Source organism: Hyphomicrobiales bacterium (assembly GCA_002869065.1).
In the GTDB taxonomy this organism is placed as follows: domain Bacteria; phylum Pseudomonadota; class Alphaproteobacteria; order Rhizobiales; family Rhodobiaceae; genus Rhodobium.
This window is the reverse complement of the sequence record PKTR01000003.1, coordinates 152,898-167,261: the sequence shown is the minus strand read 5'-3', so window position 1 is coordinate 167,261 and position 14,364 is coordinate 152,898. Positions and strand designations below refer to the sequence as shown.

Here is a 14,364-nt window from a genome sequence, read left to right as displayed (position 1 = left end):
CTGTGCTCAAATCTTTGCGAGCTGTTTGGATTTGGCGCCCGATGTCCTATTTATGGAGACACGGAAACAGGCGCTGCAACGATGGCGCTTGAACAACGGGATACGGGAGCGGGCGCAATGGGTCAGATACGCGAAGCGGCTTCGGATAGCCTCGCATTACACGATCCGATCTGGAACCAGATCCGCGAGGAAGCCGAGGCAATCGCGTCGGCGGAACCGCAGCTCGCCGGTTTCATCTACGAGACGGTGCTGAGCCATGAGTCGCTCGAGGCGGTCGTCGCGCATCGTATCGCCGCGCGGCTCGACCATGGCGGCATCAACGGCGCGCATATCCGCCACGCCTTCGACGACGCGGTGGCGGCCGATCCGAAGCTGCGCGAGATTATCCGCGTCGATCTTGGCGCTGTGTTCGAGCGTGACCCGGCGTGCTCGCGCTACATCGAGCCGGTTCTCTACTTCAAGGGCTTTCATGCCATCCAGACGCACCGGCTTGCGCACTGGCTTTGGAACGCGGGACGCCAGGACTTCGCGCTCTATCTGCAGAGCCGTGCGTCGGAAGTGTTCCAGGTGGATATCCATCCGGCGGTGCAGATGGGCCGCGGCATCTTCATCGACCACGCGACCGGCCTCGTCGTCGGCATGACGGCGGAGATTGGCGACGAAGTGTCGATCCTGCAGGGCGTCACCCTCGGCGGCACCGGCAAGGAAGACGGCGACCGTCATCCGAAGATCCGCAAGGGCGTATTGATCGGTGCCGGCGCCAAGATCCTCGGTAATATCGAGATCGGCTGCTGCTCGCGCATCGCGGCGGGCTCCGTCGTGCTGAAGCCTGTTCCGGCCCATGTCACGGTCGCCGGCGTGCCGGCCAGGGTGGTTGGCCAGGCGGGTTGCGAGGAGCCGTCGATCATGATGGACCAGACCCTTTCCGAAGAGCTGTCGTCGAACGGCAGCTGAAGCGTCGGCACGGTGTTGCGGTTTTGCCATTGGTCGAATTTCGCGCCCGCCATGCGTTGACCGCGGGCGCGTCGTCGGCCACTACAGGGGCAGATGGCGACTCCCGCCGGGCACTTCACGGATTTTCCGGGTGGCTGCCCGGTGTGCCGGAACTGCCATCGGTATCAATTCACGGCGTCTGGCTCGCCGCCCGCTTCGGGTGAGGGCGGATCGGCGCCACCGCAGGACTGCAGGAGACGATCCTTGAACAAAGACGAAATCCGCAAACTTGAAGCCTTTCTGCGCAAGAAGTTCGATCTTCCGCGCATCGGTGTTCGCGCCCGGCCGCAGAAGGACGATTCCGCCGAGGTCTATATCGGCGACGAATTCATCGGTGTGATCTTCCGCGATGACGAGGACGACGATCTGTCGTGGAACTTCCAGATGGCAATCCTGGAATTCGATCTGGAAGAGTAGACGCTCCCGGCATCGTCATTCGAAACGAACGAAAGCGCTCCCGCGCCATGACGGCCGCGGGGGCGTTTTTTGTTTGTGTTGAGGCCGGCGGCTACTTTTTCAGGAACGATGCGGCGAGGGCACTGACGCCGCGGTCGAGCGCGGCCCATTCGGCAAGCAGCGGACGGCGAAACCGGTAGGTCAGCGACAGGTTCGAGCCGACATAGATTTCGCGCAGGCAATTGCTCGGGATTCCGCTGCCGTCCGGCTTGGTGCAGCGGGCGACGAAGGGGTGGGCGGAGCCGGCTTCGAAGTAGATCTCTTCGGTATCGTAACCGTTGCCCGGTAGCAGCGAGCGGCGTTCGAGGCCGTCGGGACCAGGGCCGCCATCGGCAAAGAACCGGGCGTAGAGATTGACCAGACGGCCGGTGGAATCGACTTCGGTCATGCGCGGTGCGATCGACACGAAGACGATCGGCGCGTCGGCCGAGATGTCGTCGAAGGCATTGGCGTGGGTTTCATCATAGCCGGTCAGCGTCGGCCAGTGCAGCACAAGGTCGATGCGCTCGGCGGGGCCGTCGCGGCGCTGGTCGGCGAAACGGATCATGTTCTGCGGGATGTGCAGGGTTTCGCCGTGGATGACGATTGCCGTCGGGCTCGCATCGGTGCTGAGGCCGGCTTTCAGCGCTTCGCCGCCAAGCCAGTCGATCGTCAGCTGGAACAGTACGACGATCAAGCCGATCAGGCTTGCCACGGCGATTGCCGTGATCATCCAGCTGCGTCCGCTATCCTGTCTGATCGAAAGGGCTGACGACACGGTATTCCCTGCCAACGCGTGAACGAGAAATGCGCGCAGCGGGTCTTCATTCGGGACCGATGCGCCATTCCGGAACAAGTGTTCCGTCGCGGTACACGGTCGCGCATTTATGGTTACGGAAGCCCTAACGCAGCGGCGGTTTTCCCCCATCGATGGCGACCGGCACGGCTTTTGCGGTGAACGATCGGGCATGTGGCATTCGTACCGTTTTGGGTGCGCAAGGGGGTATTGTCGATGGGCGCCGATCTCGCCGTTGCGGTTTTTGCTTTGTTGACCGGCTTCGTCGCTGCCGGGATTCTGGGCAGCTTCTATCAGCTCGTGACGCACGAGCCGCCGTCGTTCAAATTCTCGCTCGAGAACTGGTTCGCGGTCATCGCCGCGGTGATCATGTGCGCCTTCGCGGGCCCCTTCATCATCATGCGTAACGCCATTCGCGGCCGTCGGATCGAGAACCGCCCGGTTGGCTGGCTCGCCGCCAGCACCGCGATCGCCGGCATGTGGAGCCTTTGCTCGGGCATCGTCGTGCTCGACTTCGCCATCGCGCTGACCTTCTGAGCGTATTCCCGAACCGAAGGTCCGCGTAAGCGAAAAGTGGGAACCGGTTTTCGGAAAAGAACACCGTCAAAGAAATCGGCTGGGGCATGTCGCGTGAATCAATGATCACGCGCAATGCCCTGAGCGTATTCCCGGTCACACTCGCCAATTCCATTTGTCGTATCTGACTGAAGCGGGCGACGTCGCGTCGCTCGATTTTTTGGCGCGCTCATGGCACGGTTCGCCATCATTGCCGGCGGCCGGATGCAGCGTGCGTTCAGTCGACCGGCCTGACTGGCTTCACGAACATTGCTCAAGGAAAACAACAATGCCGATCTACGCGCTGGGTGACGTCGCTCCGACCGTTCCGGAACAAGGCCGCTATTGGGTGGCGCCCGATGCCGTGCTGATCGGTGCGGTGAATCTTGCCGAAGATGCCAGCGTATGGTGGGGCGCGGTGTTGCGCGGCGACAACGAGCCGCTGACGGTCGGTGCGCGCAGCAACGTACAGGACGGCAGCATCCTGCACACCGACATCGGCTTTCCGCTGACCATCGGCGACGACTGCACCATCGGTCACGGGGTGATCCTGCATGGATGCACGATCGGCAACAATTCGCTGGTCGGAATGGGGGCGACGATCCTCAACGGCGCAAAGATCGGCCGCAACTGCCTGATCGGCGCCAACGCGCTGGTGCCGGAAGGCAAGGAGATCCCTGACAATTCGCTGGTCGTCGGCATGCCGGGCAAGGCGATCCGTCAGCTCGATGAGGAGGCGGTGAAAAGCCTGACCTGGTCAGCGCATCATTATGTTGAGAACTGGCAACGCTATGCCCGCGAGATGCGCCGCATCGACGTGTAATGCCGCCCCGGTAGACAAACTCATCCCTGAAAAGGGGCGAGCCGGCTCGTGGGGTGACGAGCCGGCTCTCAGTACCCGGTCTGGGTAGGGACGGGGAGGTGGGGACGTGACCGGGTCTGTTCCTGTGTCTCTCACCAAATGTCCGTGGCGGGCGTTGCCGCCGAATTGTCGTTCCGTCTAGCGCTTGGCGAGGCTGCCGACCGACCAGACGCGGGTGTCGGAAATGTTTTTCCAGGCAACCTCGTCGGTTTCGGACTGGCGCTTGATGAAGCGGTAGTCGGTTTCGTTCCAGGGCAGGACAGCACTGACCTGATTGTCGAGAATGAATTCGCCGCGATCGGTTCGCGCCGTCAGTACCGCGTGGCCGTCGCCATTCTGGTCGCGCACCACGGTGATCAGCAGGGCGCCGACAGGCCAGCCGCGCTGGATCAGCTCCCGGCGCTTGAGAAGAACGTAGTCTTCGCAGTCGCCCTTGCGTTTCGGATAGGTCCACAGCTCGTCGACGTTGTAGAGATCGCGGTCGGTGACCGGTTCGATCCGCCGGTTGATGTCGTCGTTGATGCTGAGAAGTTCCTGCCAGCGTGCGCGGGTCAGCGTCATCACCTTGGCCTGTGCGGTGTGTGAGCGGCATTCCCCACGATTGCTCTCACAAAACCTGACATGGCCGATCGGCGGTGCTGTAATTCCGGTGGTGCGCATGAAGCGCTGGCCGTATTTGCCGGCGGCCTCGGCCGGTCCGGTGCTCAGCGCCAAGGCGACAAGTAATCCCGACGCGAATTTCCAATATACCCCTGTAAGTCCCATGGTGAAACCCTCCCAATCGATGGCTTCACTATGTCAGAGGCGTTTTTATTTGACGCTAAACTTTATAGTACTATTTAAATCAAATAAGTGATGAAATTTATTCGACTTTTATACTTATTTTATTTGAAATTGAATCGAATTTTATCGATTGGCATAGGCTGAAATAACGCATTGAATTTATGTGCGATTTTATGAGGTTCAGTCTGTCGGCGGCGTTCGGTGTGGTGCGCGAGCGGTCAAGTTCAGGCAATAAAAAAAACCGGCTTGCGCCGGTTTTTTCTTGAAAAAAAATTCGAGAAAAGAAAAAGACGTCGTCTAGATGGCCGGTTGAATGCCGGCTTTCAGCGACTCGTGGCTCTGAACCGTGGCGAATTCGACCGCGATGCCTTCGTCCATATGGCGGACGACACGGGCCTGCATGCGCCCGAGCACGACGCGCGATCCGATCGGCGGACGGAACGGAATGCGAATGGCCGCGCCCGACAGCGATACGTCGATGACCAGGCACTTGTGAACCTTGCCGTCGGACGTGGTGAGCTGGGTCATCGGGTTTTCGGGGACCATGCGTTCGTGGCGCCGGTCTTCGGCCAGATTCAGCTCGAGCCGGTTGGCGAGCCAGGTCAGCTGCGAGGCGAGCTTGTCGCGTTTGCGGGGTGTCGCGTTGATGGTCAGCGCGAAACCTTCGACCGTCTGACGGACGATCTCGCCCTCGATACGGCCGATCTGGTCGAGATAGACGATCACGCGTTCGCCGACATCACCGGAGACCGGCGCGATGAGGGCCACGTCGCCTGGCGACATATTGATGACCTGGCAGGGGTACTCGCGCTGGCTGGCCAGCATATAGCGGCCAAGGACATTGATTTTGACACGCTGAAATCGCCGCGTCGGCAGGGAATCCGCCGTTGGCAAATTGATCGTGTCCGCCGTTGCCGCCGAAAAAGCCATCTCCGAACCCTTGCGGAATCCAACACGGACGATCGGAACGACCGCCCTCTGACGACAACTGTAGAGGGGCGCGGGTTAAGAAGGTGTAAGAAATCGTACCAATATTGGAACGATTACGTCCGGCTTGTCTGCAGATCAGCCGCGCCCGCCGTCGTAAACGGTGAGATGACCGTAGCGACGTGAAGTAACGTCGGGCTGATGAGGGACGATTGCCGGCGGCTGCGGCGCAATCGTGTCGAGATCGACAGAGTCCGGGCGGCGCTGGCGACGCAGGAAGAACGGGCGCTGGTTCGGCCAGATCAGGCGGGTCGAGATGATCGACTGTTCGCGGATGGGATGAACACCGATCCAGTAGGGCGTGTCGACGGGCACGCACAGGCCGAGAATACGATTGAAGCCTTCGCCGTTCTGGCGCAGGGGGAGCAGCAGCAATTCAAAATCGAGTGTCTTGCCGAGCTGGTTGCGTCCCTGGAAGCCGAGTACGGTCGCGGCGCCATCGGTGGTGATGGCGGCGATGATGTTGTTGACGGCTTCGCGGTCCTTACCGATCCACAGGTCGGCAAAGTTGCGCCCCTTCAGTTCGCGGCAATAGGCCGAGCACATGCGGGTGCCGGCCAGGCGAAACGTGTAGCGGTCGGGGCCTTCGAATTCGAGGATGAAGGTGTCGCCGAGCAGTTCGCGGATCTCACTCGGCTCGATCTCGCGGCGTTCCGGCGCGGGGCGAGCCCCACGCAAGCTGTCCCAATAAGCGTACAGCTTTTGTATCGCAGCCTGTTTCATCCTGGCTCGCTCCCCTGCCAATTCCCCAATTGTTGCCCCGGAGCACGCGTGCCCCTGTTCGGTATCGGGACGTTTTGCGCCTCGATAGCCGCTTGAGGGTGATGGGGAGCAGGAGGTGTGCCATTTGCCGGCGAAGGAGGTGCGGCGGAATGGCAGGGGTGGTCGGCGTGGTGCGCAGCCGGCGATTGCAGGGGGGGCTGACGGGCGGCGACAGAAGTTAACGCGCAGGGGGCTCAGCCCTAACCGGAATTAACCTTAACTTCATGTGAAGATTGAAAAAACACCTCGGATTGGGTTATTCAACCGTTACTCCATTTTCGCTGATTGGCCGGGGGTTGGAGGCCAGCAGCGAGCCACTGTCGCTCTAGGGGAATTTTCGGGGGCGTGACTATTCTTGAGGCCCGTGTGAGGAAACTCACGCGGGCCTTTTTTCTGTCCGGCGTCCCGCTGCGGGGCGTCGGCCTGTGCATCCGCGGGATTCCGGTGCGCCGTCGTGTCAAATCGAGAATTGGCGAATACGGGTTCCCTCGACGCCGTCCTTTGCTATAGCTGCCTCAGTCCTCACGCGGTGGAGAGTCATGAACAATTTCGCGCGGCAAAACGAAGATGCATCGAGCCGGGAGCCGGTCTTCAACATGCCGCCCGTGGTGGTCGCGCTGGCGGTGCTGCTTGCGGGCATCCATGCCGCCCGCATGTATCTGATCAGCGCCGATACCGACCTTGAGGTGCTGATCCGCTTCGCGTTCATTCCCGCGCGCTTCGGAGCTGAGGCGGCGGAACTCGGGCTGCCCGGCGGGGCGGGTGCGGATCTCTGGATGTTCGTGACATACGCCTATCTTCATGGCGACTGGGTTCACCTCGCCGTCAATGTGTTCTGGCTGGCGGCGTTCGGCAGCGCGGTTGCCTGGCGTTTCGGCGCGCTACGCTTTCTGCTTTTGTCCGCGGCGGCGGCCATTGGCGGGGCGGTGGCGCATCTGATCGCCCATCCCGGTGAATTCGTTCCCGTCATCGGGGCGTCGGGCGCGGTTTCCGGGCTGATGGCGGCGGCGGCTCGATTCGTCTTTTTCCGTCGCCGGGTGCGCGCCGTTGGCGCTGAAGCATGGCGCTATCCGGCGCCGCCGCTTCTGGTGGCACTGCGCGACGGGCGCGTGCTGATCTTCCTTGCCGTCTGGTTCGGTCTCAACCTTCTGGTCGGAATCGGCGCGCCGCCGATCGCCGGCGTTGAAGGGGAAATCGCCTGGCAGGCGCATATCGGCGGCTTCTTCGTCGGCCTGCTGATGTTCTCGGTGTTCGATCCGAAGCATCCGGAGCAGCCCGCGCGGCGCTGGGACGACGTCCTGCCGCCGATGTGACGATGGCAAACGGGCGTCGTCGGACGGTCTGATCGGGTATGTGAATCCTTCGACTTTGGGAATGGTTTGCGTTCCTGCGACATTGTGTCATCATTTCTCCCAACCGCTTCGCGAATGTGCGGCGGACACAAAACAGGCCCGCAAAGGGCGCTTATAAGGGAGGATAATTCATGACCGTTGCTGCCATTCTCAACGAAAAGGGGCGCGATGTTATCACCGCATTGCCCGAACAGACCCTTTCCGAGATTTGTGATGTGCTGACCGAGAAGGGCATTGGCGCCATCGTGGTGCACAGCGCCGATGATGACGTTATCGGCATCATTTCGGAACGCGACATTATCCATGCGTTCGCGCGCAAGGGCGCTGCGGCGATGGACATGGCGGCTTCGAGCTGCATGACCGCGAAGGTCGTGACCTGCACAGAGGAAGAGACCATCCCCGAGGTTATGGAGCGCATGACGCGCGGCCGCTTCCGGCACCTGCCGGTGATGCGCGACGGCGATCTGATCGGCGTCATCTCGATCGGTGACGTGGTCAAGTTCCGCATCGAGCAGGCCGTCCGCGAAGCCGAAGAAATGCGCAGCTACATCGCGACCGTCTGAGTTCCGCAGTCTATTCGCTGAGGGCGGCGACGAGTTCGGCGATTTCGGGAACGGCCTTGCGGCCGGTCTCGTAGCCGATCGCGATCGCCTCCTCGGCGCGCTGGAAATCGAGCAGATTGATGGAGCCGAGCTTCGGCCCGATGGTGATGTCGGGCGGGTCGCCGGCAAGCCTCGAGCGGCCGATCCGGTCCTGGATGATATTGAAGGCTTCCATCATCACGCCGGAGATCCCGGGCAGGCCGTCATCGCCGCCGCCAAAGAACTGGCGGCCGAGCAGGGCCTGTATGCCGGTCCAAGAGCCGGCCGCCTTTTCCTCGTCGTCTTCAGGTGTGCCCGGAAGGTCGGTAACCGGTGAGGGCGGCATCGGGTGCACCACCGTGGTGCCGCGGCCGAACACGTCGGAGTGCAGCGTGACCGCGATGACGACGCGGGCGCCGAGCGCGCGCGCCACCGACACCGGGACCGGGTTCACCAGCGCGCCGTCGACCAGCCAGCGGCCGCCGATCTGAACCGGCTGGAAGATGCCGGGCAGGGCGTAGGACGCGCGGATGGCGTTGACCATGTCGCCCGAACGCAGCCAGATCTCGTGGCCGGTGCCGAGTTCGGTCGCCACCGAGACGAAGGAGTTGTTGAATTCCTCGATGCGCAGGTCGCCGAGGTTCTGGCGCAGTACCTTGGAGAGGCGTGCGCCGCTCATCAGCCCGCTGCCGCCAAAACCGATGTCGAGATAGGTGAGCATTCGGCGCTTGCTGAGCGAGAGGGCGAAGTCTTCCAGCTTGTCGAGTTTGCCGGCGAGGAAACAGCCGCCGACAATGGCGCCGATCGACGTGCCGGTGACGATGTCGGGGGTGTAGCCTGCTTCGCGAAGCGCGTGGATGATGCCGATATGAGCCCAGCCGCGGGCGGCGCCGCTGCCGAGCGCAAGGCCGATCTTGGGGCGGAACGGGCGCGGCGCGGCAACCGAGGGCCCATCGCCATCGGGAACATCGCGCGCAACCGACCGATTGAGAAAGTCGAACATCGTCCTCTACCCAAAACATCCCCCAGTCAAGGAGGATAGGGCGAGGACGTCGACAAAGCGTGAATGGCGGAAATCTGTCCGATCGCCGGGCGGTTGGCCCGCGCGCTTACTTCTTTCCGTAGACCTCGTCGGGGTCGAAGGCCGGCGCGTCTGCCGAGATCGTCAGCTGCGTCTCCGGCGAGGGTTCGCTGCCGACCGGAATGGTGCGGAAGAAGCAGGAGTGATAGCCGAGATGGCAGGAGGCGCCGCTGCCGTCCGTACGGACCTTCAGCAGAATCGCGTCCTGATCGCAGTCGGTGCGGGCCTCGACAACGCGCTGCACCGAGCCGCTGGTGGCGCCCTTGTGCCAGAGTTCCTGGCGCGAGCGGCTCCAGTAGTGGGCCTCTCCGGTCGTGAGGGTGAGGGCGAGCGATTCCGCGTTCATGTAGGCGACCATGACCACTTCGCCGCTGTCGGCGTCGGTGGTGATGCAGATGATCAGGCCGTCCTTGTCGAATTTGGGTGCGAAGCTCGTGCCTTTTTCAACGGCGTTCTTGTCGCCGCGCGCGGCGAACACGGGGTGGCTGGTCTGGTCTGCGCACACGGCACTGCAATCCCGATGCTGATCGAGCACCGGGGGGCTTGCGGCGGCCTTCCGGCGTCCTGGAAGAAACTGGGAGATGGTCCGCGTCGGGCCTAGCTGCCCGAGCGGATCATCGTCATGAAGCGCACCTGCTCGGTCGGGTCGTCCTGGAAGACGCCGGTGAACTCGGTGGTGATGGTGGACACGCCGGCCTTCTGCACGCCACGCAGCGACATGCACTGGTGTTCGGCCTCGATCAGGACGGCGATGCCGCGCGGCTTCAACGCATCGTCGATGGCATTGGTGATCTGCGCGGTCAAATGTTCCTGGGTCTGCAGCCGGCGGGCGAAGATGTCGACCACGCGGGCGAGCTTCGACAGGCCGACGACGCCTTCGTTCGGGTAGTAGGCGATATGCGCCTTGCCGATGAAGGGCACCATGTGGTGCTCGCAGTGCGAATAGAACGGGATGTCGCGCACCAGCACGATGTTCTCGTAACCGCCGACTTCCTCGAACACGCGGCCGAGCGGATGGTCGGCATCCTTGTCGTAGCCGCTGTAGAATTCCTCGAACGCCTTGACGACGCGCTTGGGCGTATCGAGCAGGCCTTCCCGATCCGGATTGTCGCCGGTCCATGCGATCAGCGTGCGCACGGCAGCTTCGGCTTCCTCGCGGGTCGGGCGGGAGATCTCGGCCTTCTGTTTCTCAACGGAATTCGGGCGAAGCGACTTAACAATGGCGTCCATGTGCGCGTCTCTCGTCAAAGGGCCGATCCCGGCGTTTGTTACGATGCCATAGACATAGGGCCCTCACGTAAGGAGACAATTCCCACGTCTGGCGATCGTAATATCGTGTCGCATTGGCGGATGACCGCCGCATTGCCGAACACTATAATAGGAAGCGTCACCGCATGCGATAGATGCAAAACGGTAGCGTCTCCCGGTCGCAGATATCTATATAGGAGGCTGGGCCGCGAAAGGAAGCGGCAGGGGACACCTTCAATGCTCGATGACGTCTACAATACTGCCATTCTGGAGCTTGCCGGCAACATTCCCCGGCTCGGCCGGCTCGATGCGCCTGACGCCACGGCAACTGCACATTCGCGGCTGTGCGGGTCGACGATCACGGTCGATCTCAAGATGGACGGCGATGTCGTCACCGACTACGCCCATGACGTCAAGGCATGCGCGCTCGGGCAGGCGTCATCTTCGATCATGGCGCGCCATGTCGTCGGGGCGACGGCAACCGAGGTTCGTGAAGCGCGCGACGCGCTCAGGCGCATGCTAAAGGAGAACGGTGCGCCGCCGGAAGGCCGTTTTGCCGATCTCAAGCTGCTCGAGCCGGTGCGCGACTACAAGGCCCGCCATACCTCAACGATGCTGGCATTTGACGCCGTGGTCGACGCGATCGAGCAGATCGAGGCAGCGCGGGCAAACTGATTCACCTGTTTGACGATCTGATTCCAAAGCGCCGCCCAAGGCGTTCTTTTGGCGGAGCTATTCTCGAGCGCTTGAAGTCGTTGGCGAAGGTGGCGGATCAGGATTCTGCGCCGGGATAGCGGGCAAGAACGTCTTGCAGCGCGGCGTCGAAGCGCTGTTCGAGGTCGGCCGATACGCCTCTGCAACCGGCGACGACAGCCTCTGCCCACTGCGCGTAGGCGTGGATGCGCTCGTGCGGCCACTGGTCGGGTGGGCTTTCCAGGAGGCTGGTCAGATTGGAGACCTTGTCGGCGATCTTGACCATCTTGGCGCGCGGGTCGAGGCCCGGTGCCTTCTCGATCTGGCGGGCCTTTCGTACCATTTTCGGCAGTGACTTGTCGTCCGTCATGGCCTCGACGATGCCGGCAACGTCGTCACCGAAGTGTTCGGCGATGTGGCCGATGGTGGTGTCGGTGTCCTCGACCGTGTCGTGAAGCAGCGCGGCGACAACCAATTCGGGATCGGTGCCGCCCGTCGCGCTGGCGACCAGGGTGGCGACTTCGATGAGGTGGTTGATATAGGGTTCGGCGCGCGCGCCCTTGCGCCGCTGGTCGGTGTGCACTTCGGCGGCAAAGGTCAGGGCGCGGGTGATGAGCAGTGTGTCGGACATGGCGTTTGGCTTTTTCAGGCGTTGTCGAAGCGCTTGCCGAGCTGCGCATTTGGTTCGACGACATATCCGAGCGCTTCGTAAAAGCCGATCGCGGCGCTGTTTTCGTTGCGCACCAGAAGGTTCAGCTTCCAGATGCCGCGTTCCTTGAGCCAGGCTTCGGCGGCCTGCATGGTCTGGCGACCGAAACCACCGCGCTGTACATCCGGGTCGACGCCGAGATAGTAGACCGTGCCGCGATGGCCGTCATGGCCGACCATGACGGTAGCGACGAGGCGGTCCGCGTCGAAGCCGAGAAGGATGGTCGAGTTGCCGTCGCGGCGGGCAAGCGCGATATCGCGCTCCGGATCGTTCCACGCGCGCGTCAGCCCAGCCCGTGTCCACAGGGCGACGACCGAGGGAATATCGTCGTCGCCGATGTCGCGAAACTGCAGGATGGTCATCTCATGTGCTCTTTGGTTGCCGGCAAACGGCGACTATCGCCGCTGCCGCACGACCGCGCAATCGGCCTTGTCGTCGCCCTTGGAAGAGACTAGCTGTCTGGGACGAGAGAATTGCGGCCGATGCCGCGCAGGGAATGTTCCGCCATGCTTCATCCGGCCCGCATGCTGATCAGGGTCTATCAGATCGTCCTGTCGCCGCTGGTCGGCCGGCAGTGCCGGCATCTGCCGACCTGTTCAGACTATGCCGATCAGGCGATCGAGCGGCATGGCTTCTGGCCGGGCGGCTGGATGGCACTGGCCCGTATCCTGCGCTGCAATCCCTGGGGATCCTCGGGGTTCGATCCGATCCCCGAGGAAAAACCGCGAGACGCGCGCTGGTATCTGCCGTGGCGCTATGCGCGCTGGACCGGCAAGCACATCGACCCGGCGACCCGGCTCGACGATTGAGCGTGGGCTAATGCACTCCGGTCTTCGTATGAGCTTTTTGCGGTTTGTTTTCCCGCGTATTCTTGTCCGAAAACCGGTTCCCACTATTCGCTCACGCGGACCTTCGGTTCGGGAATACGCGCGTATTACCACCCCGCCTTCACATAGGCGTCCGGCACGGCTTCCTTCGAGGCCCACATCTGGTCGTCGGCTTCACCGCGCGAAAGCGGGCCGATGACGCAGGCCCAGTAGCCGTTGCGGAAATTCGGGTAGTCGTTGGTCGAGACGACATAGCCGTCACCGAACATCGAACAGCGCTGATTGGCGGCGCCGCGCGAGCGGAACGAGCCGAGCACAACGAAGTATTTGCGGGCGGCGGCAACGCGGATCAGCCCGTCCTGCTGAGCCGGTGCGGTCGCGACGGGTCGCTGTGTCGATGCCGATGGGGCGACCCCGGCGAAAGCCGGCGCTGCGAGCGCAGTCAAAAGGGCGAGCGAAATCGTCGTCAGAATACGCATGTTGGAATCCCCTCCTTTGTTTCCCGAATTGAGCTTAGGGGAAAAATCCTTGAAAGGGGATCACACAAATGAGAAACGCCCGGCGAGCCGGGCGTTTCTGTTTGCGGTCTGATTGGGCCGGGGAGGGCGGCCGTTATACCCGCAGGTTGGATCAGACGAGAATGATGTCGTCGGACAGATCGGCGATGGTGATGTTCTTCACTGTCAGGATCTCGTTGCTGCCGAAATCGAACACGACATCCGAACCGCTCTGGGTCGCCATTGCCAGCACGTCGGCGAGGGTTTCGCCGGCGCCGACATTGAGGCGCAGCCAGTCGACATCATCCTGGAAGTCGACGATACGATCCGTGTCGCCGGTGAAGCTCGAATAGACGAAGACGTCATCGCCCGGGCCGCCGGTCATCACATCGTTGCCGCGGCCGCCATTGAGCGTGTCGAAGCCCGCGTTGCCGAACAACCGGTCGGCGCCATTGTCGCCGAACAGGCGGTCATCATGCGCGCCGCCGACAATCCGGTCCGCTCCCGCTTCACCGCGGATGAGGTCGCGACCGTATCCACCCTTCAGCGTATCGTTGCCGCCGGCGCCGAAAAGATCGTCGGACCCGTTGCCGCCGAAAATCAGGTTGTCCTTGAAGTTGCCGGCGATGACGTCGCTGTACTCGGAGCCGATCACATCCTCGATTTTGATGAGGTCATCGACATAGCCATAGCCGTCGGTCGACGAGCGGGCGGCGAGGTCGACGTCGACCCATGTGCCGTGGTTAGTGTAGCTCGCGACGTCGATGCCGTTACCGCCGTTGATGTAGTCGTGACCGCGGCCGCCGCGCAGATAGTCGGCGCCATTGCCGCCATAGATGGTGTCGTTGTGAAAGCCACCGTCGATGTAGTCGCGGCCGCCATACCCGTAGATCAGGTCTTCGCCGAAATAGCCGAAGATGTCGTCATCGCCGGCGGTGCCGTAGAGGTCGTCGTTGTAGTCGGAACCGTGAATGATAGCCATTGTGTTGTCCGTCCCAGATGTTGGCTGCCGCCCCAATCCCGTGTCGCTGGTAGCCAGGGTCGCCGCTTGTTGCCTCTGTCATCGCGCCCCGGGCGAAAGGCGTCCCTCGGGGCATTCATGATCGGCGACGCCGTCGATAAGTGAAGACCATGGTAAAAATGTGCCGCTGAATGGAATGTGAATGGCGTATTCGGCTTGCCGTCATCTTCCTTTAAGCGGTT

General features: G+C 62.3%; 19 protein-coding genes. 8 read left to right on the top strand and 11 right to left on the bottom strand.

The features are described from left to right. The first annotated feature begins 117 nt into the window (after window positions 1-117). Both cysE and C0606_11535 read left to right on the top strand, forming a co-directional pair. On the top strand, window positions 118-954 hold the full coding sequence (gene cysE, locus C0606_11540) for a serine O-acetyltransferase (GenBank protein PLX37133.1): 837 nt from the start codon (window positions 118-120) through the stop codon (window positions 952-954). A gap of 243 nt (window positions 955-1,197) precedes the next feature. Then, window positions 1,198-1,410, top strand: a complete 213-nt coding sequence (locus tag C0606_11535; GenBank protein ID PLX37132.1) for a DUF3126 domain-containing protein — start codon at window positions 1,198-1,200, stop codon at window positions 1,408-1,410. A 91-nt stretch (window positions 1,411-1,501) separates the two neighbouring features. Here the strand turns inward: C0606_11535 and C0606_11530 are convergent, their stop codons facing one another. After that, complete coding sequence (locus C0606_11530) at window positions 1,502-2,161, bottom strand: hypothetical protein (GenBank protein PLX37131.1); 660 nt, start codon at window positions 2,159-2,161, stop codon at window positions 1,502-1,504. Window positions 2,162-2,440: 279 nt separating this feature from the next. Between C0606_11530 and C0606_11525 the strand changes: the two genes are divergently transcribed. Both C0606_11525 and C0606_11520 read left to right on the top strand, forming a co-directional pair. Beyond that, on the top strand, window positions 2,441-2,761 hold the full coding sequence (locus C0606_11525) for a hypothetical protein (protein PLX37130.1): 321 nt from the start codon (window positions 2,441-2,443) through the stop codon (window positions 2,759-2,761). A 307-nt stretch (window positions 2,762-3,068) separates the two neighbouring features. Continuing rightward, the gene (locus C0606_11520) at window positions 3,069-3,602 is read left to right on the top strand and encodes a gamma carbonic anhydrase family protein (GenBank protein ID PLX37129.1); all 534 of its coding nucleotides are present in this window, start codon (window positions 3,069-3,071) and stop codon (window positions 3,600-3,602) included. Window positions 3,603-3,779: 177 nt separating this feature from the next. On the opposite strand, the gene C0606_11515 is transcribed toward C0606_11520, so the two are convergent. The 3 genes from C0606_11515 to C0606_11505 all read right to left on the bottom strand — a co-directional run bounded on the left by C0606_11515 (window position 3,780) and on the right by C0606_11505 (window position 6,134). After that, window positions 3,780-4,301, bottom strand: coding sequence for a transglutaminase (locus tag C0606_11515; GenBank protein ID PLX37326.1), 522 nt, complete (start codon window positions 4,299-4,301; stop codon window positions 3,780-3,782). Window positions 4,302-4,721: 420 nt separating this feature from the next. After that, window positions 4,722-5,354, bottom strand: coding sequence for a pilus assembly protein PilZ (locus C0606_11510; GenBank protein PLX37128.1), 633 nt, complete (start codon window positions 5,352-5,354; stop codon window positions 4,722-4,724). Window positions 5,355-5,489: 135 nt separating this feature from the next. After that, window positions 5,490-6,134, bottom strand: a complete 645-nt coding sequence (locus C0606_11505) for a PAS domain-containing protein (protein PLX37127.1) — start codon at window positions 6,132-6,134, stop codon at window positions 5,490-5,492. A gap of 578 nt (window positions 6,135-6,712) precedes the next feature. On the opposite strand from C0606_11505, the gene C0606_11500 reads away from it, so the two are divergent. Both C0606_11500 and C0606_11495 read left to right on the top strand, forming a co-directional pair. Further along, window positions 6,713-7,486 carry a rhomboid family intramembrane serine protease gene (locus C0606_11500; protein PLX37126.1) on the top strand — a complete coding sequence of 258 codons (774 nt, stop codon included), beginning with the start codon at window positions 6,713-6,715 and terminating at the stop codon, window positions 7,484-7,486. Window positions 7,487-7,656: 170 nt separating this feature from the next. Then, complete coding sequence (locus C0606_11495) at window positions 7,657-8,088, top strand: inosine-5-monophosphate dehydrogenase (GenBank protein PLX37125.1); 432 nt, start codon at window positions 7,657-7,659, stop codon at window positions 8,086-8,088. 10 nt (window positions 8,089-8,098) lie between these two features. On the opposite strand, the gene C0606_11490 is transcribed toward C0606_11495, so the two are convergent. From C0606_11490 to folE, 3 genes are all read right to left on the bottom strand, one after another. Further along, complete coding sequence (locus C0606_11490; protein PLX37124.1) at window positions 8,099-9,109, bottom strand: NTE family protein rssA; 1,011 nt, start codon at window positions 9,107-9,109, stop codon at window positions 8,099-8,101. Between the two features lie 106 nt (window positions 9,110-9,215). Beyond that, the gene (locus C0606_11485; protein PLX37123.1) at window positions 9,216-9,665 is read right to left on the bottom strand and encodes a phosphoribosyl-AMP cyclohydrolase; all 450 of its coding nucleotides are present in this window, start codon (window positions 9,663-9,665) and stop codon (window positions 9,216-9,218) included. A 119-nt stretch (window positions 9,666-9,784) separates the two neighbouring features. Beyond that, window positions 9,785-10,417, bottom strand: a complete 633-nt coding sequence (folE, locus tag C0606_11480) for a GTP cyclohydrolase I FolE (GenBank protein PLX37122.1) — start codon at window positions 10,415-10,417, stop codon at window positions 9,785-9,787. Between the two features lie 255 nt (window positions 10,418-10,672). On the opposite strand from folE, the gene C0606_11475 reads away from it, so the two are divergent. Beyond that, window positions 10,673-11,110, top strand: coding sequence for an iron-sulfur cluster assembly scaffold protein (locus C0606_11475; GenBank protein PLX37121.1), 438 nt, complete (start codon window positions 10,673-10,675; stop codon window positions 11,108-11,110). A 97-nt stretch (window positions 11,111-11,207) separates the two neighbouring features. Here C0606_11475 and C0606_11470 read toward each other — a convergent pair whose 3' ends face one another. Beyond that, the gene (locus C0606_11470) at window positions 11,208-11,759 is read right to left on the bottom strand and encodes a phosphohydrolase (GenBank protein ID PLX37120.1); all 552 of its coding nucleotides are present in this window, start codon (window positions 11,757-11,759) and stop codon (window positions 11,208-11,210) included. A 14-nt stretch (window positions 11,760-11,773) separates the two neighbouring features. Continuing rightward, a complete protein-coding gene (locus C0606_11465; GenBank protein PLX37119.1) occupies window positions 11,774-12,199 on the bottom strand; it encodes a GNAT family acetyltransferase in 426 nt (141 codons plus the stop codon). A gap of 120 nt (window positions 12,200-12,319) precedes the next feature. Here C0606_11465 and C0606_11460 point away from each other — a divergent pair, with 120 nt between their 5' ends. Then, a complete protein-coding gene (locus tag C0606_11460; GenBank protein ID PLX37118.1) occupies window positions 12,320-12,646 on the top strand; it encodes a membrane protein insertion efficiency factor YidD in 327 nt (108 codons plus the stop codon). Window positions 12,647-12,771: 125 nt separating this feature from the next. On the opposite strand, the gene C0606_11455 is transcribed toward C0606_11460, so the two are convergent. Both C0606_11455 and C0606_11450 read right to left on the bottom strand, forming a co-directional pair. Then, a complete protein-coding gene (locus C0606_11455) occupies window positions 12,772-13,143 on the bottom strand; it encodes a hypothetical protein (protein ID PLX37117.1) in 372 nt (123 codons plus the stop codon). Between the two features lie 151 nt (window positions 13,144-13,294). Beyond that, a complete protein-coding gene (locus C0606_11450; protein PLX37116.1) occupies window positions 13,295-14,143 on the bottom strand; it encodes a hemolysin-type calcium-binding protein in 849 nt (282 codons plus the stop codon). Window positions 14,144-14,364 lie beyond the last annotated feature (221 nt).

Excerpts from the sequence above, each read along its gene's own strand:
- C0606_11505 (PLX37127.1), bottom strand. The coding sequence starts at position 6,134 with ATGAAACAGGCTGCGATACAAAAGCTGTACGCTTATTGGGACAGCTTG.
- C0606_11500 (PLX37126.1), top strand. The coding sequence starts at position 6,713 with ATGAACAATTTCGCGCGGCAAAACGAAGATGCATCGAGCCGGGAGCCG.
- C0606_11510 (PLX37128.1), bottom strand. The coding sequence starts at position 5,354 with ATGGCTTTTTCGGCGGCAACGGCGGACACGATCAATTTGCCAACGGCG.
- cysE (PLX37133.1), top strand. The coding sequence starts at position 118 with ATGGGTCAGATACGCGAAGCGGCTTCGGATAGCCTCGCATTACACGAT.
- C0606_11495 (PLX37125.1), top strand. The coding sequence starts at position 7,657 with ATGACCGTTGCTGCCATTCTCAACGAAAAGGGGCGCGATGTTATCACC.
- C0606_11530 (PLX37131.1), bottom strand. The coding sequence starts at position 2,161 with ATGATCACGGCAATCGCCGTGGCAAGCCTGATCGGCTTGATCGTCGTA.
- folE (PLX37122.1), bottom strand. The coding sequence starts at position 10,417 with ATGGACGCCATTGTTAAGTCGCTTCGCCCGAATTCCGTTGAGAAACAG.
- C0606_11450 (PLX37116.1), bottom strand. The coding sequence starts at position 14,143 with ATGGCTATCATTCACGGTTCCGACTACAACGACGACCTCTACGGCACC.
- C0606_11520 (PLX37129.1), top strand. The coding sequence starts at position 3,069 with ATGCCGATCTACGCGCTGGGTGACGTCGCTCCGACCGTTCCGGAACAA.
- C0606_11460 (PLX37118.1), top strand. The coding sequence starts at position 12,320 with ATGCCGCGCAGGGAATGTTCCGCCATGCTTCATCCGGCCCGCATGCTG.
- C0606_11490 (PLX37124.1), bottom strand. The coding sequence starts at position 9,109 with ATGTTCGACTTTCTCAATCGGTCGGTTGCGCGCGATGTTCCCGATGGC.
- C0606_11515 (PLX37326.1), bottom strand. The coding sequence starts at position 4,301 with ATGCGCACCACCGGAATTACAGCACCGCCGATCGGCCATGTCAGGTTT.
- C0606_11475 (PLX37121.1), top strand. The coding sequence starts at position 10,673 with ATGCTCGATGACGTCTACAATACTGCCATTCTGGAGCTTGCCGGCAAC.
- C0606_11465 (PLX37119.1), bottom strand. The coding sequence starts at position 12,199 with ATGACCATCCTGCAGTTTCGCGACATCGGCGACGACGATATTCCCTCG.
- C0606_11455 (PLX37117.1), bottom strand. The coding sequence starts at position 13,143 with ATGCGTATTCTGACGACGATTTCGCTCGCCCTTTTGACTGCGCTCGCA.
- C0606_11525 (PLX37130.1), top strand. The coding sequence starts at position 2,441 with ATGGGCGCCGATCTCGCCGTTGCGGTTTTTGCTTTGTTGACCGGCTTC.
- C0606_11470 (PLX37120.1), bottom strand. The coding sequence starts at position 11,759 with ATGTCCGACACACTGCTCATCACCCGCGCCCTGACCTTTGCCGCCGAA.